The sequence below is a fragment of the Enterobacter sp. Lyrl_3 genome, from assembly GCF_051948675.1.
In the GTDB taxonomy this organism is placed as follows: Bacteria; Pseudomonadota; Gammaproteobacteria; order Enterobacterales; family Enterobacteriaceae; genus Enterobacter; species Enterobacter cloacae.
Map to the genome: position 1 here is coordinate 17,550 of NZ_JAYJLI010000011.1, position 25,350 is coordinate 42,899.

The 25,350-nt window shown below is 56.2% G+C and carries 24 protein-coding genes; 10 read left to right on the top strand and 14 right to left on the bottom strand.

All coding sequences use genetic code 11. The annotated features are described in order from the left end of the window. Positions 1-3 precede the first annotated feature (3 nt). Positions 4-861, bottom strand: a complete 858-nt coding sequence (locus VF709_RS17875) for a triphosphoribosyl-dephospho-CoA synthase (protein WP_013099049.1) — start codon at positions 859-861, stop codon at positions 4-6. After that, positions 861-2,516 carry a malonate decarboxylase subunit alpha gene (mdcA, locus tag VF709_RS17880; RefSeq protein WP_013099050.1) on the bottom strand — a complete coding sequence of 552 codons (1,656 nt, stop codon included), beginning with the start codon at positions 2,514-2,516 and terminating at the stop codon, positions 861-863. The genes VF709_RS17875 and mdcA overlap by 1 nt, the downstream gene beginning before the upstream one ends. A gap of 228 nt (positions 2,517-2,744) precedes the next feature. Here mdcA and VF709_RS17885 point away from each other — a divergent pair, with 228 nt between their 5' ends. Genes VF709_RS17885 through VF709_RS17895 form a run of 3 tightly spaced genes read left to right on the top strand, consistent with a single transcriptional unit; the run spans position 2,745 to position 4,882 of the window. Next, on the top strand, positions 2,745-3,767 hold the full coding sequence (locus tag VF709_RS17885) for a hydrolase (RefSeq protein WP_045295038.1): 1,023 nt from the start codon (positions 2,745-2,747) through the stop codon (positions 3,765-3,767). Further along, positions 3,764-3,982: a YheU family protein gene (locus VF709_RS17890; protein ID WP_013099053.1), complete on the top strand. Its 219-nt coding sequence runs from the start codon at positions 3,764-3,766 to the stop codon at positions 3,980-3,982. The genes VF709_RS17885 and VF709_RS17890 overlap by 4 nt, the downstream gene beginning before the upstream one ends. Positions 3,983-4,012: 30 nt before the next feature. Next, positions 4,013-4,882, top strand: a complete 870-nt coding sequence (locus VF709_RS17895; RefSeq protein ID WP_013099054.1) for a phosphoribulokinase — start codon at positions 4,013-4,015, stop codon at positions 4,880-4,882. 66 nt (positions 4,883-4,948) lie between these two features. On the opposite strand, the gene VF709_RS17900 is transcribed toward VF709_RS17895, so the two are convergent. Further along, positions 4,949-5,353 (bottom strand): OsmC family protein, encoded by a 405-nt coding sequence (locus tag VF709_RS17900; protein ID WP_028027906.1) that lies wholly within the window; start codon positions 5,351-5,353, stop codon positions 4,949-4,951. Positions 5,354-5,663: 310 nt separating this feature from the next. Between VF709_RS17900 and crp the strand changes: the two genes are divergently transcribed. Next, entirely contained in the window at positions 5,664-6,296 is a 633-nt protein-coding gene (crp, locus tag VF709_RS17905) for a cAMP-activated global transcriptional regulator CRP (protein WP_000242758.1), read from the top strand. Between the two features lie 57 nt (positions 6,297-6,353). Continuing rightward, on the top strand, positions 6,354-8,441 hold the full coding sequence (locus VF709_RS17910; RefSeq protein WP_440232147.1) for a YccS/YhfK family putative transporter: 2,088 nt from the start codon (positions 6,354-6,356) through the stop codon (positions 8,439-8,441). Here VF709_RS17910 and argD read toward each other — a convergent pair. The 4 genes from argD to ppiA form a co-directional block, all read right to left on the bottom strand. Then, on the bottom strand, positions 8,438-9,658 hold the full coding sequence (argD, locus tag VF709_RS17915; protein ID WP_187170876.1) for a bifunctional acetylornithine/succinyldiaminopimelate transaminase: 1,221 nt from the start codon (positions 9,656-9,658) through the stop codon (positions 8,438-8,440). The genes VF709_RS17910 and argD overlap by 4 nt on opposite strands. A gap of 86 nt (positions 9,659-9,744) precedes the next feature. After that, positions 9,745-10,308: an aminodeoxychorismate synthase component 2 gene (gene pabA / locus VF709_RS17920; protein ID WP_013099059.1), complete on the bottom strand. Its 564-nt coding sequence runs from the start codon at positions 10,306-10,308 to the stop codon at positions 9,745-9,747. A gap of 30 nt (positions 10,309-10,338) precedes the next feature. Then, positions 10,339-10,923, bottom strand: a complete 585-nt coding sequence (locus VF709_RS17925; protein ID WP_013099060.1) for a putative adenosine monophosphate-protein transferase Fic — start codon at positions 10,921-10,923, stop codon at positions 10,339-10,341. 105 nt (positions 10,924-11,028) lie between these two features. Beyond that, positions 11,029-11,601: a peptidylprolyl isomerase A gene (gene ppiA, locus VF709_RS17930; protein ID WP_013099061.1), complete on the bottom strand. Its 573-nt coding sequence runs from the start codon at positions 11,599-11,601 to the stop codon at positions 11,029-11,031. A gap of 278 nt (positions 11,602-11,879) precedes the next feature. Here ppiA and tsgA point away from each other — a divergent pair, with 278 nt between their 5' ends. After that, positions 11,880-13,064, top strand: coding sequence for an MFS transporter TsgA (gene tsgA, locus VF709_RS17935; protein WP_013099062.1), 1,185 nt, complete (start codon positions 11,880-11,882; stop codon positions 13,062-13,064). A gap of 18 nt (positions 13,065-13,082) precedes the next feature. Here the strand turns inward: tsgA and VF709_RS17940 are convergent, their stop codons facing one another. After that, complete coding sequence (locus VF709_RS17940; RefSeq protein ID WP_029882157.1) at positions 13,083-14,384, bottom strand: cytosine deaminase; 1,302 nt, start codon at positions 14,382-14,384, stop codon at positions 13,083-13,085. Between the two features lie 241 nt (positions 14,385-14,625). Between VF709_RS17940 and nirB the strand changes: the two genes are divergently transcribed. The 4 genes from nirB (at position 14,626) to VF709_RS17960 (ending at position 19,317) form a co-directional block, all read left to right on the top strand. Then, positions 14,626-17,169, top strand: a complete 2,544-nt coding sequence (gene nirB, locus VF709_RS17945) for a nitrite reductase large subunit NirB (protein ID WP_440232105.1) — start codon at positions 14,626-14,628, stop codon at positions 17,167-17,169. Then, complete coding sequence (nirD, locus tag VF709_RS17950; protein ID WP_148790466.1) at positions 17,166-17,492, top strand: nitrite reductase small subunit NirD; 327 nt, start codon at positions 17,166-17,168, stop codon at positions 17,490-17,492. Before nirB ends, nirD begins: the two co-directional genes overlap by 4 nt. A gap of 135 nt (positions 17,493-17,627) precedes the next feature. Beyond that, the gene (gene cysG / locus VF709_RS17955; protein WP_149896862.1) at positions 17,628-19,001 is read left to right on the top strand and encodes a siroheme synthase CysG; all 1,374 of its coding nucleotides are present in this window, start codon (positions 17,628-17,630) and stop codon (positions 18,999-19,001) included. A gap of 145 nt (positions 19,002-19,146) precedes the next feature. Continuing rightward, positions 19,147-19,317, top strand: coding sequence for a YhfL family protein (locus VF709_RS17960; protein WP_008503029.1), 171 nt, complete (start codon positions 19,147-19,149; stop codon positions 19,315-19,317). Between the two features lie 144 nt (positions 19,318-19,461). Here the strand turns inward: VF709_RS17960 and trpS are convergent, their stop codons facing one another. The 6 genes from trpS to aroB form a co-directional block, all read right to left on the bottom strand. Then, positions 19,462-20,466: a tryptophan--tRNA ligase gene (gene trpS, locus VF709_RS17965; protein WP_013099067.1), complete on the bottom strand. Its 1,005-nt coding sequence runs from the start codon at positions 20,464-20,466 to the stop codon at positions 19,462-19,464. After that, positions 20,459-21,220, bottom strand: a complete 762-nt coding sequence (gph, locus tag VF709_RS17970) for a phosphoglycolate phosphatase (RefSeq protein ID WP_029882160.1) — start codon at positions 21,218-21,220, stop codon at positions 20,459-20,461. The genes trpS and gph overlap by 8 nt, the downstream gene beginning before the upstream one ends. After that, positions 21,213-21,890, bottom strand: coding sequence for a ribulose-phosphate 3-epimerase (rpe, locus tag VF709_RS17975; RefSeq protein ID WP_008503032.1), 678 nt, complete (start codon positions 21,888-21,890; stop codon positions 21,213-21,215). Before rpe ends, gph begins: the two co-directional genes overlap by 8 nt. Positions 21,891-21,931: 41 nt before the next feature. Next, entirely contained in the window at positions 21,932-22,744 is an 813-nt protein-coding gene (gene dam, locus VF709_RS17980; protein ID WP_149896861.1) for an adenine-specific DNA-methyltransferase, read from the bottom strand. A gap of 67 nt (positions 22,745-22,811) precedes the next feature. After that, a complete protein-coding gene (gene damX, locus VF709_RS17985; protein WP_149896860.1) occupies positions 22,812-24,113 on the bottom strand; it encodes a cell division protein DamX in 1,302 nt (433 codons plus the stop codon). 92 nt (positions 24,114-24,205) lie between these two features. Then, positions 24,206-25,294, bottom strand: a complete 1,089-nt coding sequence (aroB, locus tag VF709_RS17990; RefSeq protein WP_029882162.1) for a 3-dehydroquinate synthase — start codon at positions 25,292-25,294, stop codon at positions 24,206-24,208. Positions 25,295-25,350 lie beyond the last annotated feature (56 nt).

A 25,350-nucleotide genomic window follows, 5' to 3' on the forward strand; every position in this document is an offset into this window, starting at 1 on the left:
CTCTTAATGCTTTGAATAGGGCGTTTCGACACGGTCAAGAAACAGCGTGGCGGCAAGCAGGTCGGCGGCACCGCCCGGTGAGGCATTGAGCGTCAGCATCTGGCGATCTAACCGCGCCAGCGCCTGCTGCCCCGCGAGCGTTGCGCATCCTCCGGCGTTCAATACCGCCCGGGCGCCGTTCTGCATGGCGTCCAGCCCCTCCATTCCAGCGCGCGACAGCACGCAGGTATCGGTGAGCGAGGTCATGATTGCCATCAACGCGTCGAGTCTGGCGTTTGTTTCGCTGCTGCCGTTGAGGCGGCTCAGGCGAAGCTGCGGCAGCGCGCGCTGCATGATGTGCGGAAACGCCTGCTGAGCCTCTTCACGCGCGCCCGGTACGCGGTAGCGGTGCGTGGCGCGTAACCCCTTACTGAACACCTTCGGTGCCGCGTCGTCCGGGAGTTTCGCCAGCTGTGCGGCGGTGTTAGCGACGGTTTGCGCGCGGGCATCGCCGCCCAGCATCGCCACCGCGCTCACCAGCAGTCCCAGCGCCCAGATTGCGCCACGGTGCGTATTCACGCCGTCGGTGGCGATCATCATCTGCCGTTCGCCTTCACGGCCAAGGCGGCCAACGGTTTGCCGTAGGGCAATATCCGCCGGACGCTGCCAGCTCTGCTGCGCCAGCGCCTGAAACGTGGAGGTCAGGCTGTGCGCAGAGCGCTCCATCAGCGCAAGCGATAAATCGTGGTGCGCGCCGTTCCCCCGACTGTCCACCAGACCGGGTTTCGGGCTTAAGCGTGCTTCGTCAATCAGACACTGCGTGGCGGTTCGCGCCAGCCATTCGGCACCGCCTTCAACCTGAATCTGGGGCAGAAGTGTCATTACCAGCTCCGGAATTTCGCAGGTGGGTTGTAGAGACCGCCGGACCACTCAACGAGGTCAGCCACGCTGCCCGCCGCCAGCAGAGAGCGGGTGGCATCGGTACGGCGAATCCCCATGTCTTCCGGGTACACGACCTTGCCGCTCTGGCGCAGTTCCGCCACGCGTCTTGCATCCACGCCCAGACCGATATCGGTGATACCGGCCACGGCCGCGACCATGGCGCGACGCTCTTCCAGATCTTTTGCCCGGTAGAGGTAGGCAATCCCCTCTTCCGTCAGCACGTGGGTGACGTCATCGCCGTAAATCATCACCGGTGCCAGCGGCATGCCGGAGGCTTTCGCCACGTCAACGGCGTCCAGTTTTTCCACGAAGGTGGGCTTCACGCCCGCCTGGAAGGTTTCCACCATCTGCACGACCAGTTTTTTACCGCGTTGCATCGGGTCGGGTTCGGTGATCATGTTCAGCCAGGCCGGAGTGGCGTGGCGACGGCCGTGTGGATCATGGCCCATGTTCGGCGCGCCGCCGAAGCCGGAGAGACGCCCGCGGGTCACCGTTGAGGAGTTGGCGTAACCATCCACCTGCAGGGTTGAGCCGATAAACATATCCACCGCGTACTGGCCCGCCAGCTGGCAGAAGGCGCGGTTGGAGCGCATGGAGCCGTCAGCACCGGTGAAGAACACGTCCGGACGGGCGCGGATGTACTCTTCCATCCCCAGTTCGCCGCCGAAGCAGTGCACGCTCTCCACCCAGCCGCTTTCAATTGCCGGGATCAGCGTCGGATGCGGGTTCAGCGTCCAGTGTTTACAGATTTTGCCCTTCAGGCCGAGCTGTTCACCGTAAGTGGGCAGCAGCAGCTCAATTGCCGCGGTGTTAAAACCGATCCCGTGGTTCAGAGACTGCACCTGATGTTCAGCGTAGATGCCTTTGATGGCCATCATCGCCATCAGGATATGTTCCTGTTTGATCAGGCGCGGGTCGCGGGTAAACAGCGGTTCGATAAAGAATGGCTTGTCGGCCACCACTACGTAGTCAATCCAGGAGCCTGGGATATCAACGCGCGGCAGGTCGCATTCGTCGTCCACCAGCTCGTTAACCTGTGCGATGACGATGCCATCGTGGAACGCGGCGGCCTCCACCAGCGCCGGGGTATCTTCGGTACTTGCCCCGGTGTAGAGATTGCCTTTGCGGTCTGCTTTAAACCCGGCGATCAGCGCCACGTTTGGTGAAAGGTCGACGTAAAGACGCGAATACAGTTCGATATAGGTATGAATAGCACCGATTTCGAGTTGACCATCCTCCAGCAGCTGGGAGATGCGCAGGCTCTGTGTGCCGGAGAAGGAGAAGTCCAGCTTACGGGCAATGCCCTTCTCAAAGATATCCAGATGTTCACTGCGGCCAACGCTTGGCATGATCATGTGCAGGTCATGCACAATTTGCGGGTTTACTTCGGCCAGCGAGCGGGAAAGAAAATCCGCCTGCTTCTGGTTGTTGCCTTCCAGAACGACCTTATCGCCTGGCGCGATCAGCTTTTCCAGCATGGCGACAAGGTCGCCGGTTGGCAGAACCTTGCCCTGCACCGGTACGGAGGCCAGACGACGCGCTTTTTCGCTGCGTCGGGTGTTCCATTGCCGGGTGGGTATTTGCCCAGATAACATTATTAACCTCCTGATTCAGCACATCATTTTGATTTGCTTAACGCTGAGTAAAGTCTGCACCCTGGCGGAAAAGGCATCAATTAAGCGTAGAGTGGAATCATTAGCCTGAGAGTAATAATCAAGGTAAATATTTGTGATCGGGATCAGTTCATGCTTCGGAAAACCAGGCTAAACGGGGTACAATTCGGAAGGTATAGTAAATTTCTGACAAGAATCAGCATCGCCCTTATGACCCAAATCATTCCCTCAGACTTCGACCTCACCGCCGAAGACAGCACTGATTTCGTGCCCATGCGCGGCGTGGCCAACTGCCACCTGCAGACCATGCTGCCGCGCCTGATCCGGCGCAAGGTGCAGTTCACTCCGCACTGGCAGCGGCTGGATTTGCCGGACGGTGATTTTCTGGATCTCGCCTGGAGCGAAGATCCCGAACAGGCGCGCCATAAACCCCGCCTGGTGGTGTTTCACGGTCTGGAAGGCAGCCTGCACAGCCCGTATGCCCATGGGTTAATCCAGGCGGCAAAAGCGCGCGGCTGGCTGGGCGTGGTGATGCATTTTCGGGGATGCAGCGGCGAGCCGAATCGTCAGAAACGCATCTATCACTCCGGCGAAACCGAAGATGGCACCTGGTTTTTGCACTGGCTGCGGAATAATTTCGGCACCGTGCCGACGGCGGCGGTGGGCTATTCGCTCGGCGGAAATATGCTGGCCTGTCTGCTGGCCAAAGAGGGAGACGCGGTACCGCTGAATGCCGCGGTGATTGTCTCTGCCCCCTTCATGCTGGAACAGTGCAGTTACCACATGGAGAAAGGCTTTTCCCGGGTCTATCAGCGCTATCTGCTCAACCTGCTAAAAGCCAATGCAGCGCGCAAGCTGAAGGCCTATCCGGATACCCTGCCAGTAAGCCTGCGACAGTTGAAAAAGGTCCGCCGCATTCGTGAGTTCGACGACCTGATCACCGCCAAAATTCATGGGTTCGCCGATGCCATTGACTACTATCGTCAGTGCAGCGCCATGCCGCTGCTCAGCAAGATCACTCAGCCGACGCTGATCATTCACGCGAAAGATGACCCGTTTATGGATCATCACTCCATCCCTGCACAGGAATTTCTGCCCGACAACGTCCACTATCAGCTGACCGAGCACGGCGGTCATGTGGGGTTTGTCGGCGGAACGCTGCGTCGCCCGAAAATGTGGCTGGAGACGCGCATTCCTGACTGGTTAACCCCTTACCTGGACGGTGCAACATGATTATCCCCTGGCAGGATCTGGCGCCCGAAACGCTCGATAATCTGATTGAAAGCTTTGTCTTGCGTGAAGGCACCGATTATGGTGAACATGAACGCTCGCTTGAGCAAAAGGTCAACGATGTTAAACGCCAGCTTAAAAGCGGCGACGTGGTGCTGGTGTGGTCTGAACTGCATGAGACGGTCAATATCATGCCCCGCAACGCGTTTCACGGCTGATCTTTCAACCTTTCCAGTCAGGGAGTTGCTATGTCTGCCAGACATCCGGTTATTGCCGTTACGGGGTCGAGTGGTGCGGGAACCACCACCACCAGCCTCGCGTTTCGCAAGATTTTCGCCCAGTTGAATCTCCGCGCGGCGGAGGTCGAAGGCGACAGCTTTCACCGCTATACGCGCCCGGAGATGGACATGGCCATCCGCAAAGCGCGTGATTTGGGCAAACACATCAGCTACTTCGGCCCGGAGGCCAATGACTTCGGCCTGCTGGAGCAAACGTTTCAGGAGTACGGCCTAAGCGGCAAAGGGCAGTCCCGCAAATATTTGCATACCTACGACGAAGCCGTTCCCTGGAATCAGGTCCCGGGCACCTTTACCCCCTGGCAGCCGCTGCCGGAACCTACCGACGTGCTGTTTTACGAAGGATTGCACGGCGGCGTGGTGACGCCGCATCACGACGTGGCGCGACATGTGGATCTGCTGGTCGGCGTGGTGCCAATCGTTAACCTGGAGTGGATCCAGAAGCTGACGCGAGACATCAGCGAGCGCGGCCATTCACGCGAGGCGGTGATGGATTCGGTCGTGCGCTCAATGGAAGATTACATCAATTATCTGACACCACAGTTTTCCCGCACCCACATCAACTTCCAGCGTGTGCCGACGGTGGACACCTCCAACCCGTTCGCGGCCAAAAGTATCCCGTCGCTGGATGAGAGCTTTGTGGTGATCCATTTCCGCAATCTCGACGGCATCGATTACCCCTGGCTGCTGGCGATGCTGCAGGGCTCGTTTATTTCTCACATGAATACGTTAGTGGTGCCCGGCGGAAAAATGGGGCTTGCGATGGAGCTGATCATGACGCCGCTGGTGCAGCGGTTGATGGAAGGGAAACAGATCGCATAATCATATTCCCTCTCCCGGTGGGAGAGGGTTAGGGTGAGGGCATCAACACGCGCGATGCCCCATCAATCACGCCTCGATCACTTCATACGAATGGGTAATTTTTACCGCTTTCTCCAGCATTAATGCCACAGAGCAGTATTTTTCCGCAGACAGATCCACCGCGCGTGAGACGGCAGCATCTTTCAGCGCTTTCCCGGTGACAACAAAATGCAGGTTAATGTGCGTGAACAGGCGTGGCGCCTCTTCGCGACGTTCTGATGTGAGCTTGACTTCACAGTCGGTCACATCATGACGGCCCTTTTGCAGAATCGACACCACGTCAATCGCGCTGCATCCCCCTGCCGCCATCAGCACCATTTCCATTGGGCTGGGTGCTTTATCGCCGGAGTTACCGTCCATCAAAATCTGGTGTCCCGACGAGGACTCGCCCAGGAACGTTAAACCTTCTACCCATTTCACGCGCGCTTGCATATTCATTAGCTCCAACGTTGCATTTTTGGTGACAGATTACGCGTGCGTTACATTTCTCGCAATGGAAGGCGACCTGCGTCATGCTGAAGCGAGACACCAGGAGACACGCGGCGAAAGCTATGCTAAAACACTCTGGATGCTACAGTAATACATTGACGTTACACATGTATGCAGAGGACATCAAACTTTACTGGCTGCGAAACGTTACGACAGCCGACTTCCCAGGTATGGGTAAGAATTCGATTGCAACCCCAGAGTCCGGATGCATCTTATGACTCTGGTGACAGCTTATAACAGAGGATAACAGCGCATGGTGCTTGGCAAACCGCAAACAGACCCGACTCTCGAATGGTTCTTGTCTCATTGCCACATTCATAAGTACCCATCGAAGAGCACGCTGATTCACCAGGGTGAAAAAGCGGAAACGTTGTATTACATAGTCAAAGGCTCGGTGGCAGTGCTGATCAAAGATGAAGAAGGGAAAGAGATGATCCTTTCTTATCTGAACCAGGGCGATTTTATCGGTGAACTGGGCCTGTTTGAAGAAGGCCAGGAACGTAGCGCCTGGGTTCGTGCAAAGACAGCATGTGAAGTGGCTGAAATTTCCTACAAGAAATTCCGTCAGTTGATTCAGGTTAACCCTGACATCCTGATGCGTCTTTCTTCGCAGATGGCTCGCCGTCTGCAGGTGACATCAGAGAAAGTGGGTAACCTCGCCTTCCTGGACGTGACCGGCCGTATCGCGCAGACCCTGCTGAACCTGGCGAAACAGCCAGACGCTATGACCCACCCTGACGGCATGCAAATTAAAATTACCCGCCAGGAAATTGGTCAGATCGTCGGTTGCTCCCGTGAAACAGTGGGCCGTATCCTGAAAATGCTGGAAGATCAGAACCTGATCTCCGCCCACGGTAAAACCATCGTGGTTTACGGAACCCGTTAATCCCGATAAAACGGCGTGCCATCGCAAGGTGTCACGCCGTTTTTGTCTCTACTCCCCATGTGGCGCAGGCTGATTTATCACCCGGAAGTTAACTACGCACTGCGACAAACGCTGGTGTTGTGCCTTCCTGTGGCCGTGGGCCTGATCCTTGGGCATCTTCAGCAGGGGCTGCTGTTTTCACTGGTTCCCGCCTGCTGCAACATTGCCGGTCTCGACACCCCGCATAAGCGTTTTTTCAAACGTCTGATTATCGGCGGTTCGCTGTTTGCCGGGTGTAGCCTGGCCGTGCAGCTTTTGCTGGCCCGCGATATTCCGCTGCCGCTGATCCTGAGCGTGCTGGCGATGACGCTGGGGGTGACCGCCGAAATCAGTTCGCTGCACGCGCGGTTACTGCCCGCCTCACTCATCGCGGCCATCTTTACCCTGAGTCTCGCAGGTAATATGCCAGTGTGGGAGCCGCTGCTGATCTACGCCCTCGGTACGCTATGGTATGGCCTGTTTAACTGGTTCTGGTTCTGGCTGTGGCGGGAACAGCCGCTGCGTGAATCCCTGAGCCTGCTCTATGTCCAGCTTGCGGAGTACTGCGAAGCCAAATACACACTGCTGACCCAGCATACCGACCCGGAAAAATCGCTGCCGCCGCTGCTGACGCGCCAGCAGAAGGTGGTGGATCTGATAAGCCAGTGCTACCAGCAGCTGCATATGCTGGCCGCCAACAAGAACCACGAATATAAACGGCTGCTGCGCACCTTTCAGGTGGGGCTGGATCTGCAGGAGCATATCTCCGTGAGCCTGCACCACCCGAAGGAGGTGCAAAAGCTGGTGGAGCGCAGCCATGCCGAAGCGGTGATCCGCTGGAACGCGCAGACCGTGTCCGCACGCCTGCGGGTACTGGCCGACGACATTCTTTATCACCGCTACCCCACCCGCTTTAATATGGACAAGCAGCTCGGCGCACTGGAGAAAATCGCCCGCCAGCACGAGGATAACCCGGTAGGCCAGTTTGCCGCCTGGCACTTCAGCCGTATTGCCCGCGTCCTGCGTACCCAGCGCCCGCTCTATCCCCGCGATCTGATGGCGGATAAGCAAAAGCGCCTGCCGCTGCTGCCTGCGCTTAAAAGCTATCTCTCGTTTAAATCTTCCGCCCTGCGCAACGCCGCCCGGATTAGCGTGATGCTGAGCATCGCCAGCCTGATGGGCATGGCGCTGCATCTGCCCAAACCCTACTGGATATTAATGACGGTACTGTTTGTTACCCAGAACGGCTACGGCGCCACGCGAGTGCGTATTCTGCACCGGGCGGGCGGAACCATGGCGGGGTTGATTATCGCGGGCGTAACGCTGCACTTCCACGTGCCGGAAGGCTATACGCTGGCAGGCATGCTATTGATTACCCTGGTGAGCTACCTGATCATCCGCAAAAACTACGGCTGGGCGATGGTGGGCTTTACGGTCACGGCGGTATACACCCTGCAATTGCTTACGCTCAATGGCGAACAGTTTATTGTCGCCAGGCTTATCGATACCCTGATTGGCTGTCTGATTGCCTTTGGTGGTATGGTCTGGCTGTGGCCACAATGGCAAAGCGGCCTGCTCAGGCAGAACGCCCACGACGCGCTGGAGGCCGACCAGCAGGCTATCCGCCTGATCCTGAGCGACGATCCGCAGCCCTCCCCGCTGGCGTATCAGCGGATGAAGGTCAACCAGGCGCATAACGCTCTGTTCAACTCGCTGAATCAGGCGATGCAGGAGCCCGGCTTTAACTCGCACTATCTGGCGGATATGAAGCTCTGGGTAACGCACAGCCAGTTCATCGTCGAACATATCAACGCGATGACCACGCTGGCGCGTGAACATACCATGCTGACGCCGGACCTGGCGCAGCGCTATTTGCAGTCGTGTGAGATTGCCCTGCAACGGTGTCAGCAGCGTCTGGAGTATGACGCGCCGGGTGAATCGGGGGATTCGAACATTCTGGAAGCGCCGGAAACGCTCACCCACGGGCCAATGAGCACCCTGGAGCAGCATCTACAGCGCATTCTGGGGCATCTGAACATCATGCACACCATTTCGTCGGTGGCATGGCGTCAGCGTCCGCATCACGGCATCTGGTTAACGCGGCGGTTAAAACGAACCGAGTATTAGCCTTTAACGATCTTCGCGACCGCCGCGGCAAAGCGGGTCAATCCATCTTCAATATCGTTCTCTTCGACCACCAGCGACGGCGCAAAGCGCATCACGTCCGGGCCGGCGTTGAGCACCATCACCCCTTCGTGAGCAGCGGCGTGCAGGAAATCGCGTGCGCGGCCTTTGTACTGCGGCTTCAGCTCTGCGCCAATCAGCAGTCCCATGCCACGGATCTCGCTGAAGACGTCGTACGTTTCGTCGATCTGCTGCAGATGTTTCACGAACAGCTCGCGCTTCGCCTGAACGCCGCTTAATACCTCCGGCGTATTGATGATATCAAACGCCGCACCGGCGATGGCGCAGGCCAGCGGGTTTCCGCCGTAGGTGGAGCCGTGAGAGCCAACGTGAAACGCGGAGGCGATCTCCTGGGTGGTGAGCATCGCGCTGACCGGGAAGCCGCCGCCGAGCGCTTTGGCGCTGGTCAGAATATCCGGCGTCACGCCGTAGTGCATATAGGCGAACAGGGAGCCGGTACGCCCCATCCCGCTCTGGACTTCATCAAACACCAGCAGCGCCTGATGCTGATCGCACAGCGCGCGCAGCCCTTTGAGGAATTCCGGCGTTGCCGCCGTCACGCCGCCTTCACCCTGAATCGGCTCAACCACGACCGCGCAGGTATGGTCATCCATCACCGCTTTCACCGCATGCAGATCGTTAAACGGCACATGAATGATATCGGCGGGTTTCGGACCAAAGCCGTCGGAATACTTCGGCTGGCCGCCAACGGAAACGGTAAACAGTGAACGACCGTGGAAAGCGTTATGGAAAGCGATGATTTTGGTTTTGTACGGGCTGTGGCGTGTGGAAGCATAGTAGCGCGCCAGCTTGAAGGCGGTTTCGTTGGCTTCGGTCCCGGAGTTCATAAACAGCACGCGCTCGGCGAAAGTCGCGTCAATGATCTTGCGCCCCAGGCGCAACGCCGGTTCGTTGGTAAAGACGTTGCTGGTGTGCCACAGGGTTTCGCCCTGGGTTTTCAGTGCCTCGACCAGTGCAGGATGGCAATGCCCCAGCGCCGTCACCGCAATCCCCCCGGCGAAATCCACGTACTCTTTCCCCTGCTGATCCCAGACGCGGCTGCCTTTTCCCTTTACCGGGATAAACTCGGCCGGTGCATAAATCGGCAGAATGACTTCATCGAATGTCGCGCGGGTAATTGCAGATTGTTCAGTTGCCATGTCATGACCATCCATTTTATGTCACATTGATTGTGAAAATATAATCACAAAATATGCATAAAAAATCACAGCAAGGCAACAGATATTCAGCGATTGAGGAAATTAGCCAGCAGCTGGTGCCCCTGTTCGCTGAGAATACTCTCCGGGTGGAACTGCACCCCTTCGAGATCCCATTCACGATGGCGAATGCCCATGATCTCCTGCGTCTCGCTCCAGGCGGTCACCTCAAAGCAGTCGGGCAGCGTCGGCGGGTCAATCACCAGAGAATGGTAGCGCGTGACGGTTAACGGGTTATTTAACCCACTAAACACGCCCGTGCCGGTGTGGGTAACCGGTGAGGTTTTACCGTGCATCACCCTGGCAGCGCGGACGATGGTGGCGCCAAACACCTGCCCGATGGCCTGATGGCCAAGGCAGACGCCAAGAATCGGCAGCCTGCCAGCGTAGTGGCGGATCACATCCAGAGAGATTCCCGATTCCGATGGGGTACACGGCCCCGGCGAGATAACGATTTTCTTTGGGGCCAGCGCGTCAATCTCGGTCAGGCTGATGTCGTCGTTACGGCGGACAACCACCTCTGCACCCAGTTCACAAAAATACTGGTAAAGGTTCCAGGTGAAGGAATCGTAGTTATCAATCAGCAGAATCATGGCGGCTCCCGAAAAAAATGCCGCCCTATTCTACTCAGATTCCCGCGCTTCGCTCACTACTTTGGCAAAGATAGCGTTCAGGGCGGACAAATCTCCCGTTGCGCCGCTCTGGTTAGCCGCGACCCACTGCTCAGGATCGATATCGCGCCAGTCCAGCAGGTAACCCGCATGGATCGCCAGCTGTTCAAAGAAAACACGCTGCGCAATGCCATTACCGCTCGCAAAAGGATGCAGCATATTGATTTCACAATAGTAATGGCTTATCCGCTCGATAAACTCCTCTTTCTGAAGACCCACCAGGTACCGGTCGCTTTCCAGTGCCGACATCAATTCATTGCCCATCTTCTCAATGTATTCGAAATGGCAAAAAGGAATGTCCCCTTTGAAAATATCGTCCGTACGGTATTCACCTGCCCGTTTCATCTCTCTGCGATACAGATGGCGGTGAATAAGGCACAGATGGGGCAACCCAGGCGCTGAAGGCCCAAGTTCCAGCGTCTCAATCTGGGGATCTGAAGGACCATGACCCTTTTCAAGGAGACAACTGGCCTGAAAATTGACGTTACGCTGCTGCTCCCAGAGACGGGATTTTTGCTTATCGGTGAGTTTTTTCACTTAACGCCTCCCTGAATATGTCCGTTTGCCAAAGTATAAGCAGCAAAACGCGCTTTCGCAGGGAGGGCTAACAACACGGGCGAGACGCGCCCGTGTCAAAGAGGATTACGGCAGTACTTTTGCAGAGAGGATCACGACCGGTTTGGATGGTACATTCTGGTATGGCCCAACGTCGTGGGTCTGTACCTGAGAAATCTTGTCCGCCACGTCCATCCCTTTTACCACTTTACCAAACACCGCATAGCCGAAGTCACGCTGGCCGTGGTCGAGGAAGGCGTTATCCGCCACGTTGATAAAGAACTGGCTGGTAGCGCTGTCCTTATCCGCCGTACGCGCCATGGCGATGGTGCCACGGGTGTTCAGCAGGCCGTTGTCCGCTTCGTTTTTGATCGGTGGATTCGGCTGTTTCTGCTGCATCTGCTCGTTGAAACCGCCGCCCTGCACCATAAAGCCTGGGATCACGCGGTGGAAGGTGGTGTTGTTGTAAAAGCCGCTGTTTACGTAGTCGAGGAAGTTTTTCACAGAAACCGGGGCTTTCTGGCTATTCAGTTCCAGCTCAATATTCCCTGCGGAGGTGGTCAGCAGAACATGAGGGTCCCCTTTTGCTGCCAGCGCAGCCGGGGAAACGGCAGAAAGAGCAAACACAGCTGCGACAGCCGCCAGTGTTGATTTGAGCATGAGAATTCCTTAACAAAGCGCAGTATAAAAAGCGAATGGCTTGATTCTAAAGAGCAGTATGAACGGAGACCAGCCTTTTACCTAATTTTACGAAATTGAAACAGTTGTTACCGCGCAAACGATTGGTTATGACGCAATTTTATGTGATCGCGATCACATAAAAACCTGCAATGAAGCTCATATTTTCTTTAAAAGATATGAATGGATCACTTTCACGACTAAAATCTGCCCGCTCTCAGCGCCTATCCGGCGCTTTTCTTTTCCTGAACAGGCCAGACATGACTAACAGCAATCGTATCAAGCTCACATGGATCAGCTTCTTCTCCTACGCCCTGACCGGCGCGTTGGTGATCGTCACCGGGATGGTGATGGGAAATATCGCAGACTACTTCCAGCTGCCCGTTTCCAGCATGAGTAACACCTTCACCTTCCTCAACGCGGGGATCCTGATCTCCATTTTCCTGAATGCCTGGCTGATGGAAATTGTTCCGCTGAAAACGCAGCTGCGTTTTGGTTTTGTGCTGATGGTCGCCGCCGTGGCGGGTCTGATGCTGAGCCACAGCATCGCCCTGTTCTCCGCCGCCATGTTCGTGCTCGGTCTGGTCAGCGGGATCACCATGTCGATTGGTACCTTCCTGATTACCCATATGTATGAAGGCCGTCAGCGCGGCGCGCGCCTGCTGTTTACCGACTCCTTCTTCAGCATGGCCGGGATGATTTTCCCGATGGTCGCGGCCGTTCTGCTGGCGCGCAGCATTGAGTGGTACTGGGTCTACGCCTGTATCGGCCTGGTTTACGTGGCCATCTTCATCCTGACCTTCGGCTGCGAATTCCCGGTTCTGGGTAAAAAAGCACAGACCACGGCAGAGCCTGTGGCGAAAGAGAAATGGGGTATCGGCGTACTGTTCCTCTCCATTGCCGCACTGTGCTACATCCTGGGTCAACTGGGCTTTATCTCCTGGGTGCCGGAATACGCCAAAGGTCTGGGCATGAGCCTGAACGACGCGGGTAAACTGGTGAGCGATTTCTGGATGTCTTACATGTTTGGCATGTGGGCGTTTAGCTTCATCCTGCGCTTCTTCGATCTGCAGCGCATCCTGACCGTGCTGGCAGGCCTGGCTACCGTGCTGATGTATCTGTTCATCAACGGTTCCCCGGACCACATGCCGTGGTTCATTCTGACCCTGGGCTTCTTCTCCAGCGCCATTTATACGTCGATCATCACCCTGGGCTCCCTGCAGACCAAAGTGGCCTCGCCGAAGCTGGTGAACTTCGTCCTGACCTGCGGCACCATCGGCACCATGCTGACCTTTGTGGTGACGGGCCCGATCGTCGCCCACAGCGGTCCGCTGGCGGCGCTGCACACCGCTAACGGCCTGTACGCCGTGGTGTTCATCATGTGCTTCATCCTGGGCTTTGTAACTCGCCACCGCCAGCATAACGCTGCAGCGGCGTCGCACTAATCCCTGCGCCCCTCTGCGCTACGCAGAGGGGCTGTTTCTGGCAAAACTTATCTCTTCTCCCCCGCTATCCATCTGGATCCAGGTCTGCGCCAGCTGCGTGGTGGCAATAATCCGCCCCTGCCGAATGGACCAGCGCACCGGCACCTGACAGCGTACCGCCTCAAACCCACTCTCTGCAGGCAAAATCACCAGGTTCGCCGGGTTACCCGTCTCAATACCGTAATCGCTCAGGCCAAAGGTGCGGGCGCTGTTATGGGTGATCAGGTTCAGGCCGCTGTCAATTTGCGGGTAGCCCATCATCTGACAAACATGTAGCCCCATATGCAGCACCTGCAGCATATTGCCGGTACCGAGCGGATACCATGGATCAAACACATCATCATGACCAAAGCAGACGTTAATGCCCGCCGCCTGTAGCTCCTTCACGCGGGTAATGCCCCGACGCTTCGGATAGTCGTCAAAGCGCCCCTGCAGGTGGATATTCACCAGCGGATTCGCCACGAAGTTAATACCCGACATCTTCAGCAGGCGGAACAGCCGCGAGGTGTACGCGCCGTTGTAAGAGTGCATGGCGGTGGTGTGGCTGGCCGTGACCCGCGCGCCAATGCCAGCTTCATAGGCCAGCGTGGCGACCGTCTCCACAAAGCGGGACTGCTCATCGTCGATTTCATCGCAATGAATATCCAGCGGACGGTCGTATTTCTTCGCCAGGTCAAAGGCGATATGCAAGGACTGCACGCCGTATTCCCGGGTGAATTCGAAGTGCGGGATGGCACCCACCACATCCGCGCCCAGCGTTAATGCCTCTTCCAGCAGCGCCGCGCCGTTCGGGTAAGAGAGAATGCCTTCCTGCGGGAATGCCACGATTTGCAGCGTCACCCACGGGGCGACCTCCTGTTTAACCTCCAGCATCGCCTTCAGGGCGGTAAGCGTCGGGTCGGAGACATCCACGTGGGTGCGGACAAACTGGATCCCGTTGGCAATTTGCCACTTCAGCGTTTTCCATGCGCGCGCTTTGACATCTTCATGGCTGAGCAGCGCCTTACGCTCCGCCCAGCGTTCAATCCCTTCAAACAGCGTGCCGGACTGGTTCCAGTGTGGCTCGCCCGCCGTCTGCGTGGTATCCAGGTGAATATGCGGCTCAATAAACGGTGGAATGGCAAGTCCGCCGCGGGCATTCAAGACCTCATAGCTTTCGCTGTGAGTCTCGTCCATGGGCGTGATAGCACCAAACCGACCGTTCTCGATGGCGATCTGCCACAGCCCTTCGCGATCCGGTAAACGAACATTCTGCACAAGCCAAAGCGGTGTTGTAGACATACCTTTCCCCTGAAAAACGCGGCTGAAATTAAGGAGTACCTGTTTTTCCCAAAATAGCCACTCTTTTTGTACATAAAATCGACGACAACGAAAAGCCAGCGATTTCCATAACTTAGAAAAATCCTGACAATTCATACATCTACCACCTAGGGAGTAGGCGAAGGCGTATTTGATTTGCATCAATAAGTGCCCCTGCTGAATCGTTAAGGTAGGCAGTAATAGAAAAGAAATCGAGGCAAAAATGAGCAAAGTCAGACTCGCTATCATCGGTAACGGCATGGTCGGCCACCGCTTTATTGAGGATCTTCTCGATAAAGCCAGCGCTGAGCAGTTCGATATTACCGTGTTCTGTGAAGAACCCCGCAAGGCGTACGACCGTGTGCACTTGTCTTCCTACTTCTCCCATCATACCGCCGAAGAGCTCTCTCTGGTGCGTGAAGGTTTCTATGAGAAGCATGGCGTAAAAGTGCTGGTGGGCGAACGCGCTATCACCATCAACCGTCAGGAGAAAGTGATCCACTCCAGCGCTGGCCGTACGGTTTTTTACGACAAGCTGATCATGGCGACTGGCTCATATCCGTGGATCCCGCCTATCAAAGGTTCGGAAACACAGGATTGCTTCGTTTACCGTACCATTGAAGATCTCAACGCCATCGAATCCTGCGCACGTCGCAGTAAACGCGGCGCAGTGGTCGGGGGCGGCCTGCTGGGTCTGGAAGCAGCCGGAGCGTTGAAAAACCTCGGCGTTGAAACGCACGTCATCGAATTTGCCCCGATGCTGATGGCCGAACAGCTGGACCACATGGGTGGCGATCAGCTGCGCCGTAAGATTGAAAGCATGGGCGTGAAAGTCCACACCAGCAAAAACACCAAAGAGATTGTGCAGGAAGGCACCGAAGCGCGTAAAACCATGCGCTTTGCCGACGGCAGCGAGCTCGAAGTTGACTTTATCGTCTTCTCCACCGGTATTCGCCCACGCGACAAGCTGGCCACCCAGTGCGGTCTGGCGGTTGCCCAGCGCGGCGGGATCATGGTGAACGATACCTGCCAGACCTCCGACCCGGATATCTATGCTATCGGCGAATGTGCCAGCTGGAATAACCGCGTGTACGGTCTTGTGGCGCCGGGCTACAAAATGGCGCAGGTCGCCGTTGACCATATCCTCGGAAACGAAAACGCCTTCGAAGGCGCGGACTTGAGCGCCAAGCTGAAGCTGCTGGGCGTGGACGTGGGCGGCATCGGCGATGCGCATGGCCGCACGCCGGGCGCGCGCAGCTACGTTTATCTCGACGAGAGCAAAGAGATCTATAAACGCCTGATCGTCAGCCAGGACAACAAAACCCTGCTCGGTGCGGTGCTGGTGGGCGACACCAGCGACTACGGCAACCTGCTGCAACTGGTGCTGAACGCCATCGAACTGCCGGAGAATCCGGACGCGCTGATCCTCCCGGCGCACGCTTCCAGCGGCAAGCCGTCTATCGGCGTCGATAAACTGCCGGACAGCGCGCAGATCTGCTCCTGCTTCGACGTCACCAAAGGCATGTTGATCTCCGCCATCAACAAAGGCTGTCACACCGTTGCGGCGCTGAAAGCGGAAACCAAAGCCGGAACCGGCTGCGGCGGCTGTATTCCTCTGGTCACACAGGTGCTTAACGCCGAACTGGCGAAACAGGGCATCGAAGTGAACAACAACCTGTGCGAGCACTTCGCGTACTCTCGCCAGGAGCTGTATCACCTGATCCGCGTGGAAGGCATTAAATCCTTCGACGAACTGCTGGCCAAGCACGGCCAGGGCTATGGCTGCGAAGTGTGTAAACCGACCGTCGGCTCCCTGCTGGCCTCTTGCTGGAATGAGTACATCCTCAAACCAGAATATACGCCGCTGCAGGACACCAACGACAACTTCCTGGCAAATATCCAGAAAGACGGGACTTACTCCGTTATCCCACGCTCTGCGGGCGGTGAAATCACCCCGGAAGGGCTGGTGGCCGTGGGCCGTATCGCGCGTGAATTTAACCTCTACACCAAAATCACCGGTTCCCAGCGTATCGGCCTGTTTGGTGCACAGAAAGATGACCTGCCGGAGATCTGGCGTCAGCTGATTGAGGCGGGCTTCGAAACCGGTCACGCGTATGCCAAAGCGCTGCGCATGGCGAAAACCTGCGTGGGCAGCACCTGGTGCCGCTACGGCGTGGGCGACAGCGTGGGCTTCGGCGTCGAGCTGGAAAACCGCTACAAAGGCATTCGTACCCCGCACAAAATGAAGTTCGGCGTCTCCGGCTGTACCCGTGAATGTGCCGAAGCGCAGGGGAAAGACGTGGGGATCATCGCCACCGAGAAAGGCTGGAACCTGTACGTCTGCGGTAACGGCGGGATGAAACCACGCCACGCTGACCTGCTGGCGGCCGATCTTGATCACGACACGCTGATTCAGTATCTCGACCGCTTCATGATGTTCTACATCCGTACCGCCGACAAACTGACCCGTACCGCTTCCTGGCTGGATAATCTGGAGGGTGGCATCGACTACCTGAAGTCGGTCATCATCGACGATAAGCTGGGCCTGAACGAACATCTGGAAGCGGAGATGGCGCGCCTGCGCGCGGCGGTGATTTGCGAGTGGACGGAAACCGTCAACACGCCAGCGGCACAGACACGCTTCAAACACTTCATCAACAGCACCCAGCGCGACCCGAACGTGCAGGTAGTAGCAGAGCGCGAACAGCATCGTCCGGCGACACCTTATGAACGTATTCCGGTGACGCTGGTGGAGGAAAACGCATGAGCCAGTGGGTAAACATCTGCAACATTAACGACATTCTGCCGGCAACCGGCGTCTGTGCGCTGCTGGGAAACGAGCAGGTCGCGATTTTCCGCCCTCGCCACGACGAACAGGTTTTTGCCATCAGCAATATCGACCCGTTTTTTGAGGCCAGCGTCCTCTCCCGCGGGCTGATTGCCGAGCATCAGGGTGAACTGTGGGTCGCCAGTCCGCTGAAAAAACAGCGTTTCCGTTTAAGCGACGGACTGTGCATGGAAGATGAAAGCTACTCGGTGAAGCACTACGACGTTCGCGTGAAGGACGGCCAGGTGCAGTTAAAATCCTAACCCCCCGCCTTTCCTATAGGAAAGGCTTATGACCCCTTATGGGTAACGGCAGGAAAAACCGTATGTTTCCGGCGATTCCTGCTGTTATTCTGACGTCAATTCTTACCCCCTCCATGAATGCTGTGAGGTAATGTCGTGGACCACCTGCCGATTTTCTGTCAATTACGCCATCGCGACTGCCTGCTTGTGGGTGGCGGCGATGTGGCTGAACGCAAAGCCCGCTTGCTGTTAGAGGCAGGTGCCCATCTTACGGTTAACGCCCTCGCCTTCGCACCACAGTTTGAAGCCTGGGCGAAGGAAGGGATGCTCACGCTGAATCAGGGGGAGTTTAACGAGTCCCTGCTGGATACCTGCTGGCTGACTATTGCCGCGACGGATGACGATGAAGTGAATCAGCGCGTCAGCGATGCCTGCGAAGCGCGCCGTATCTTCTGCAACGTGGTGGATGCGCCGAAAGAAGCCAGCTTTATCATGCCGTCGATAATCGACCGTTCACCGCTGATGATTGCGGTGTCGTCAGGTGGCCGCTCGCCGGTTCTCGCCCGCCTGCTGCGGGAAAAACTGGAAGCACTGCTGCCGCAACATCTTGGACAAATTGCCCACTATGCAGGGCAACTGCGTTCCCGGGTGAAGCAAACCTTCGCGACCGTGGGCGAGCGCCGTCGCTTCTGGGAAAAATTCTTCGTCAATGACCGACTGGCCCAGTCGCTGGCCAATCAGGACGTGAAGGCGGTTGAAGAGACGACCGAGCAGTTACTCTCTGAACCGCTGGATCATCGTGGCGAGGTGGTGCTGGTAGGCGCAGGCCCCGGCGATGCGGGATTACTGACGCTGAAAGGACTCCAGCAGATCCAGCAGGCCGATACCGTTGTGTATGACCGTCTGGTCTCCGATGAGATCATGAATCTGGTACGTCGCGATGCGGACCGGGTGTTTGTGGGTAAACGTGCGGGTTATCACTGCGTGCCGCAGGAAGAGATTAATCAGATCCTGCTGCGGGAAGCGCAAAAAGGAAAACGTGTGGTGCGCCTGAAGGGCGGGGATCCGTTTATCTTTGGTCGCGGCGGCGAGGAACTGGAAACCCTGTGCAACGCAGGCATTCCGTTCTCTGTGGTGCCTGGCATTACGGCGGCATCCGGCTGTTCGGCGTACTCCGGTATTCCATTGACCCATCGTGATTACGCGCAGAGCGTGCGTCTGGTAACGGGGCACCTGAAAACCGGCAGCGAACTGGACTGGCACAACCTGGCCGCCGAAAAGCAGACGCTGGTCTTCTATATGGGGCTGAATCAGGCCGCTACGATCCAGGCGAAATTACTGGAACACGGCATGGAAGCGGATATGCCCGTCGCGCTGGTGGAAAACGGCACCTCCATTAAGCAGCGCGTGGTAAATGGCGTGCTGACACAGCTGGGTGAGCTGGCGCAGCAGGTTGAAAGCCCGGCGCTGATTATTGTCGGCCGCGTGGTCGAGCTGCGCGATAAACTCAACTGGTTCTCAAATCACTAGCGCATATTCTCCCCTCTTCGAGTAGTCCTTAACCGGACTACTCCCCTGTTACTGCTGTCGATAACATACCTCCCGCGAAATGGAACTTTTCCATTTATTCCCTCGTGTTACATCCAATTTAGTTTTTTTAAGACAAGGAATGCGTATGTTCAAACTGGCTAAAGCTGCCGTTCTGGTAGGCCTGTTATCGACTCTGACGGCCTGCACTGGCCACGTGCAAAACACCAAAAACAACTGCAGCTACGATTACCTGCTGCACCCGGCGATCTCCATTTCGAAGATCATCGGGGGTTGTGGCCCGGCGGCACAGCAGTAAGCTGTTTTACAGGTGTAAAAAAACCGGGGATTCCCCGGTTTTTTTGTTTAGAAAAGTGCGGCGTGATGCCCTCACCCTGGCCCTATCCCACAGGGAGAGGGTACAAACCCTAAAACGGTAACGCCGTTACCGTTTTGCTTTTACCTACGGCTTACCCACAAACCCAATCGCTTCGTACACCGCTTTCAGGGTTTCTGACGCGCGCGCGCTGGCTTTTTCAGCGCCCTCTTTCATCACCTTCTGCAGGAAGGCTTCATCGTTACGGTAGCGGTGATAACGCTCCTGCAGCTCGGTCAGCATACCGGAAACGGCATCCGCCACTTCGCCTTTCAGGTGGCCGTACATCTTGCCTTCAAAGTGCTGCTCCAGCTCAGGAATGCTCTGGCCGGTCACACCGGAGAGGATATCCAGCAGGTTGGAAACCCCCGCTTTGTTCTGTACATCGTAGCGCACAACAGGCGGCTCGTCGGAGTCGGTCACGGCACGCTTGAGCTTTTTAACCACCGATTTCGGATCTTCCAGCAGGCCAATAACGTTGTTGCGGTTATCGTCAGACTTGGACATCTTTTTGGTCGGCTCCAGCAGCGACATCACGCGTGCACCAGATTTTGGAATAAATGGCTCTGGCACTTTGAACACTTCGCCATACAGGGCGTTAAAACGCTGGGCGATATCACGGCTCAGCTCCAGGTGTTGCTTCTGGTCTTCACCCACCGGCACCTGGTTAGTCTGATACAGCAGAATGTCAGCCGCCATCAGCACCGGATAGTCAAACAGACCGGCGTTAATGTTCTCGGAATAGCGCGCGGATTTATCCTTAAACTGCGTCATACGGCTCAGTTCACCAAAGTAGGTGTAGCAGTTCAGCGCCCAGCCAAGCTGTGCATGTTCCGGCACGTGAGACTGAACGAAGATGGTGCTCTTTTCAGGATCGATCCCGCAGGCCAGATAGAGCGCCAGGGTGTCCAGCGTGGCTTTACGCAGCTTCTCAGGATCCTGACGGGCGGTAATAGCATGCAGATCCACAATGCAGTAAATGCAATGGTAGTCATCCTGCATGCTAACCCACTGACGTAACGCACCCATGTAGTTACCAATGGTCAATTCACCTGACGGCTGGGCGCCACTAAAAACGATGGGCTTAGTCATTTTTCAATTCCTGATGTTCACTGTATGAAAGCCCGAGTGCGGGCAACAAATCTTTGAAGCGATCGAACACGACGTCCGGCTCACTCAGGGTAATGGCCTCACCGTAGTTGTAGCCATAGGTTAACCCCACGGAGGGACAACCCGCCGCTCTGGCAGCCAGAATATCATTGCGTGAATCACCGACAAAGAGCAGCTCAGCAGGTGTTAAGGATAATTTTCCTGCCACCAGCAACAGCGGTTCCGGGTGCGGCTTTTTATTCTGTACGTCATCACCGCCCACAATCACGGTGAAGTATTTCGCGATATCCAGCGCGTCCAGCAATGGCGCAACAAACGGCGTCGGCTTGTTGGTAACCAGCCCCAGCGGAATGCCTTTCGCATGCAGCGCGCTCAGCGTTTCCTTCACGTCCGGGAACAGGAAGCTGCCTTCTTCAACGGTTTCTGCGTAGAAACGGTCAAACAGTTTGCGCAGAATACGCAGCTGTTCTTCCTGCGGGATATCCGCGTGATCAACGCTCGGTTTACCCTGTGCGGAACGTTGTGACGCACGCTCCTGGCGAGCCCACGTCAGGGCGCGCTCCATCAGGACATCTGCGCCATTACCAATCCACGTCACAACGCGATCTTCGCCCGCGACGGGCAGTTCAAGGGCATACAGCGCCTGGTCGACGGCGCTCGTTAAGCCCGGCGCGCTGTCAACCAGCGTGCCATCGAGGTCAAATGCAATACCCCGGGTTGCCTGCAATTTATCCATGACTTACCTTCGCCAGCTCGCGGCGCATTTCATCTATAACTTTTTTGTAATCCGGTTGGTCGAAAATTGCCGAACCGGCAACGAACATATCCGCGCCCGCAGCCGCAATTTCACCAATGTTATTCACCTTCACGCCACCATCCACTTCCAGACGGATGTCATAACCTGACTCATCAATACGACGGCGCACTTCACGCAGTTTATCAAGCGTGTGAGGAATGAATGACTGCCCGCCAAAGCCCGGGTTAACGGACATCAGCAAGATAACGTCCAGCTTATCCATCACATAGTCGAGATAGCTCAGCGGCGTTGCCGGGTTAAAGACCAGGCCCGCTTTACAGCCGTTTTCTTTAATCAGCTGCAGCGTGCGGTCAACGTGTTCAGACGCTTCCGGGTGGAAGGTAATGATACTGGCGCCCGCCGCGGCAAAATCAGGCACGATGCGGTCAACCGGTTTCACCATCAGATGGACGTCAATGGGCGCGGTAATACCGTAGTTACGCAGCGCCTTGAGCACCATGGGGCCAATGGTCAGATTAGGAACGTAGTGGTTATCCATAACGTCGAAATGGACGACATCCGCACCCGCGGCGAGCGCGTTAGCAGTGTCCTCACCCAGGCGGGCAAAATCGGCCGACAGAATTGAGGGAGCAATCAAAAACTGTTTCATCCGCATCTCCTTGAAATGTGTTTACCGGCGGGCAAAACGGCTCAGGGGCGATAAAGAGCCAGGAGTTCGTCCACCTTTTTACGTGTGCCGCCGTTGCTGCTAATGCTACGCCGCACTTTGACCTGAAAATGCTTCGCGGCTTTGTACCATTCGCGCGTATCAGGGGTATCGTGATTCGAAATTAACACCGGAATTCTTTTGCTGACCAGCTTTTCCGCCATCTCCGCCAGACGGGCCTGCTCGGCCGGACTGAAGCTGTTGGTATGATAGGCGGTAAAATTCGCCGTCGCAGAAAGCGGGGCGTACGGCGGATCGCAGTAAACCACCGAGTCTACGCCCGCCAGTTCCATACACTCTTCATATGAGAGGCAGTGGAATTCTGCATTCTGCGCTTTTTCAGCAAAGTGATACAGCTCGTCCTGCGGGAAGTAAGGGCGCTTATAGCGGCCAAACGGCACGTTGAATTCCCCACGCAGATTATACCGGCACAGGCCGTTGTAACCATGGCGGTTGAGATAGAGGAACAACAGTGCCCGACGGAACGGATCCTGGCTCTGGTTAAACTCAGTGCGCAGCTGGTAGTAAACTTCCGGATGATTGTTCTCGGGCGTAAACAGCTTGCGCGCCTCTTCCACATACTCATCGGTACGCAGTTTGACGATGTTATAGAGGCTGATGAGATCGCTGTTGATATCCGCCAGGATATAACGAGAAAAATCGGTGTTCAGGAACACCGATCCTGCGCCCACAAAGGGCTCAATAAGACACTCGCCTTTAGGCAGGTGCTTTTTAATATCATCAAGCAGGGGGTATTTCCCCCCTGCCCATTTCAGAAAAGCGCGATTTTTTTTCATGCTGACTAACTGATTACACCTTCTCCGGCTGTGGAGAAAGCTCCGACAGCATCCTGCGCTTTAAACATTACTTAAGATCGGCCTGAACCTGATGAATGGGCTTCGCCCACGGGTTTTTCGCCTGAACGTCTGCTGGCAGTGTCGCCACGGCACGTTTCGCTTCATCTTTAGAAGCATACACACCGCTCACCAGCACATACCACGGCTGCCCGTTACGGGTCGTCTGATAAACCACGTAGTTTTTCAGATTCGATTTCTTCGCCCAACCGTTGAGGTTGTCATAGTTGGACGAACTGCTCAGCTGCAGCGTGTAGTTACTGGATGGCGCAGATTTCAGTGAACCGACGTTACCCGTCGTTTTACCGGTTGTGCCAGCCGATGCAGTGGCGGTTGCAGCTGGAGCCGTTGTCGCCGCAGGCGCCGTGGTGGTGGCCGTGGCTTTCGGTGTAGTCTGCGTCACTGGCGCTTTTGCGGGCTCGCTTGCCGCAGCGGTTTCAGTCCGTTTCGTCTGCGCCGGGGTTGCTTTGACTTCTGGTGCTTTTACCACAGCCTGAGGTTTTGTTTCACGCTTAGGTTCAATGACCGCCTGCTTACGTTCCTGACGTGGTGCAGTCTGAGTCTGACGCGGCTTGCTTTCGGTTGCTGCGGTTTGTGGCTGAGCGTTGCCACCGCGAACAGGCGCAACGGTTGCAGGTTCAGTTGGCAGCGTAGAGTTCACCACGACGTTATCCACCTGCTGCTGGTTTTGCGGCTGCATCAGCGCGTTGTTCAGATCGCCCTGAACTTCTACACGCTGCTGGCCTTCTGGCGTGGCAGGTGCCTGATTCTGAGCGGGGGTAGAAGAGACTGGCGGCAGGGAAACATCCTGCGCCGTCGTTGTGTTACTGGCGGTCTGCTCTGCGGAGGTGGTCCCCGGCGCTGGCTGTGCACCATTTGCCTGATCTGCCGCATCGTTACCGGAGAGGTTGATGCTCTTCTCAGTGGAAGCCGTTTGCTCGCCAGAATTCGTGGAAGGCGCTTTCAGCGCGGAGCCAATGCCGACAATCAGCAGCACAAGCACCAGAACGCCCAGTCCCATCATGATGTACTGGCGGGAGGCCGGTTTCTGCGCGGCCGCTTTTTTACGTTTACGCGGGCGACGCTCTACTGGCTCTTCGTCCATTGAATCTTCTTCGGACTCATAATCCTCTTCTTCTCGCTCATCACGCGCATTGCGGCTACGTGAAGGGCGACGATCGTCTGCATCCAGATCAACATCGTCAAAGTTGATCTGCGGCTCGTTATCACGTTCTGAAGATTGACGAGAACGACCAGTACGACGATCGCTGGGATCGGGTTTCAGCTCGTCTTCTGGTTTGAATTCATCCATTTAACACCCCACTCAAAGGCTTATGCCTACGACTTTGCATTTCGCCTGAAGCTAAACGACCACCGGTAACAGTGGCCTGACCTTTCTAGTTGTTACGCCTGCTGACAATCAGCGATAGCGCCAAGAACGACATCGTGCGGCACTCCGCCGCGCACTTCACTCTTCCCTATTGCAAGCGGGAGTACAAGACGCATCTCACCTGCCAATACTTTTTTATCGCGCATCATGTGGGGTAAATACGCTTGCGCCGACATCTCCTGCGGCCCGGTTACCGGCAAGCCAGCACGTTCCAGCAGTGCGATGATACGTGCCGTCTCTTCCGGTTTGAACTGACCCAGACGTTCGGAGGTACGGGCAGCCATCACCATGCCAGCAGCGACAGCTTCACCGTGGAGCCAGTTTCCGTAACCCATTTCGGCTTCAATCGCGTGGCCAAACGTATGCCCAAGATTCAGTAAAGCACGTAAGCCCGTTTCACGCTCGTCTGCTGCAACAACTTCTGCTTTCAGCTCACAACAACGGCGAATGCAGTATGCCAGTTTAGCCTCATCCAGGCGCAGCAGCGCATCCATATTCTCTTCCAGCCAGTTAAAGAACTCGCCGTCGAGAATAATGCCGTATTTGATCACTTCAGCCAGGCCAGAGGCCAGTTCGCGTGCTGGCAGGGTTTTCAGACAGTCGAGATCCACCACCACCGAAGCAGGCTGGTAGAACGCGCCAATCATGTTTTTGCCGAGCGGATGGTTGACCGCGGTTTTGCCGCCAACGGAAGAGTCGACCTGAGACAGTAAGGTGGTCGGAATCTGAATAAAACGGACACCACGTTGATAGCTTGCTGCCGCAAAGCCCGTCAGATCGCCCACAACACCGCCGCCAAGAGCAAGCAGTGTCGTATCGCGACCATGGGGTTTTTGCAGCAATGCGGTAAAGACGGTATCCAGTACCGTCAGGCTTTTATACTGCTCGCCATCGGGCAGAATTACACTGTCGACCTTCACGCCTGCCTGCTCAAGCAGGTGGCGAACGCGGTCAAGATAAAGCGGAGCCAGCGTCTCATTGGTGACCAGCATCGCCTGATCACCCGCTTTCAGTGGTAAAAAGGAAGCTGGGTCGTTAAACAAACCAGCCGCGATGGTGATAGGGTAACTACGTTCCCCGAGAGTAACTGTAATCCTCTCCATGACGCGACATCCACCTTTAATGCTTTTACCCGCAGGCGAGTGTATATAAAGCCAGA

Bases quoted from the DNA above. Each gene is read 5' to 3' on its own strand.
- VF709_RS17875 (WP_013099049.1), bottom strand. From the start codon at position 861: ATGACACTTCTGCCCCAGATTCAGGTTGAAGGCGGTGCCGAATGGCTG.
- mdcA (WP_013099050.1), bottom strand. From the start codon at position 2,516: ATGTTATCTGGGCAAATACCCACCCGGCAATGGAACACCCGACGCAGC.
- VF709_RS17885 (WP_045295038.1), top strand. From the start codon at position 2,745: ATGACCCAAATCATTCCCTCAGACTTCGACCTCACCGCCGAAGACAGC.
- VF709_RS17890 (WP_013099053.1), top strand. From the start codon at position 3,764: ATGATTATCCCCTGGCAGGATCTGGCGCCCGAAACGCTCGATAATCTG.
- VF709_RS17895 (WP_013099054.1), top strand. From the start codon at position 4,013: ATGTCTGCCAGACATCCGGTTATTGCCGTTACGGGGTCGAGTGGTGCG.
- VF709_RS17900 (WP_028027906.1), bottom strand. From the start codon at position 5,353: ATGCAAGCGCGCGTGAAATGGGTAGAAGGTTTAACGTTCCTGGGCGAG.
- crp (WP_000242758.1), top strand. From the start codon at position 5,664: ATGGTGCTTGGCAAACCGCAAACAGACCCGACTCTCGAATGGTTCTTG.
- VF709_RS17910 (WP_440232147.1), top strand. From the start codon at position 6,354: ATGTGGCGCAGGCTGATTTATCACCCGGAAGTTAACTACGCACTGCGA.
- argD (WP_187170876.1), bottom strand. From the start codon at position 9,658: ATGGCAACTGAACAATCTGCAATTACCCGCGCGACATTCGATGAAGTC.
- pabA (WP_013099059.1), bottom strand. From the start codon at position 10,308: ATGATTCTGCTGATTGATAACTACGATTCCTTCACCTGGAACCTTTAC.
- ppiA (WP_013099061.1), bottom strand. From the start codon at position 11,601: ATGCTCAAATCAACACTGGCGGCTGTCGCAGCTGTGTTTGCTCTTTCT.
- tsgA (WP_013099062.1), top strand. From the start codon at position 11,880: ATGACTAACAGCAATCGTATCAAGCTCACATGGATCAGCTTCTTCTCC.
- VF709_RS17940 (WP_029882157.1), bottom strand. From the start codon at position 14,384: ATGTCTACAACACCGCTTTGGCTTGTGCAGAATGTTCGTTTACCGGAT.
- nirB (WP_440232105.1), top strand. From the start codon at position 14,626: ATGAGCAAAGTCAGACTCGCTATCATCGGTAACGGCATGGTCGGCCAC.
- nirD (WP_148790466.1), top strand. From the start codon at position 17,166: ATGAGCCAGTGGGTAAACATCTGCAACATTAACGACATTCTGCCGGCA.
- VF709_RS17960 (WP_008503029.1), top strand. From the start codon at position 19,147: ATGTTCAAACTGGCTAAAGCTGCCGTTCTGGTAGGCCTGTTATCGACT.
- trpS (WP_013099067.1), bottom strand. From the start codon at position 20,466: ATGACTAAGCCCATCGTTTTTAGTGGCGCCCAGCCGTCAGGTGAATTG.
- gph (WP_029882160.1), bottom strand. From the start codon at position 21,220: ATGGATAAATTGCAGGCAACCCGGGGTATTGCATTTGACCTCGATGGC.
- rpe (WP_008503032.1), bottom strand. From the start codon at position 21,890: ATGAAACAGTTTTTGATTGCTCCCTCAATTCTGTCGGCCGATTTTGCC.
- dam (WP_149896861.1), bottom strand. From the start codon at position 22,744: ATGAAAAAAAATCGCGCTTTTCTGAAATGGGCAGGGGGGAAATACCCC.
- damX (WP_149896860.1), bottom strand. From the start codon at position 24,113: ATGGATGAATTCAAACCAGAAGACGAGCTGAAACCCGATCCCAGCGAT.
- aroB (WP_029882162.1), bottom strand. From the start codon at position 25,294: ATGGAGAGGATTACAGTTACTCTCGGGGAACGTAGTTACCCTATCACC.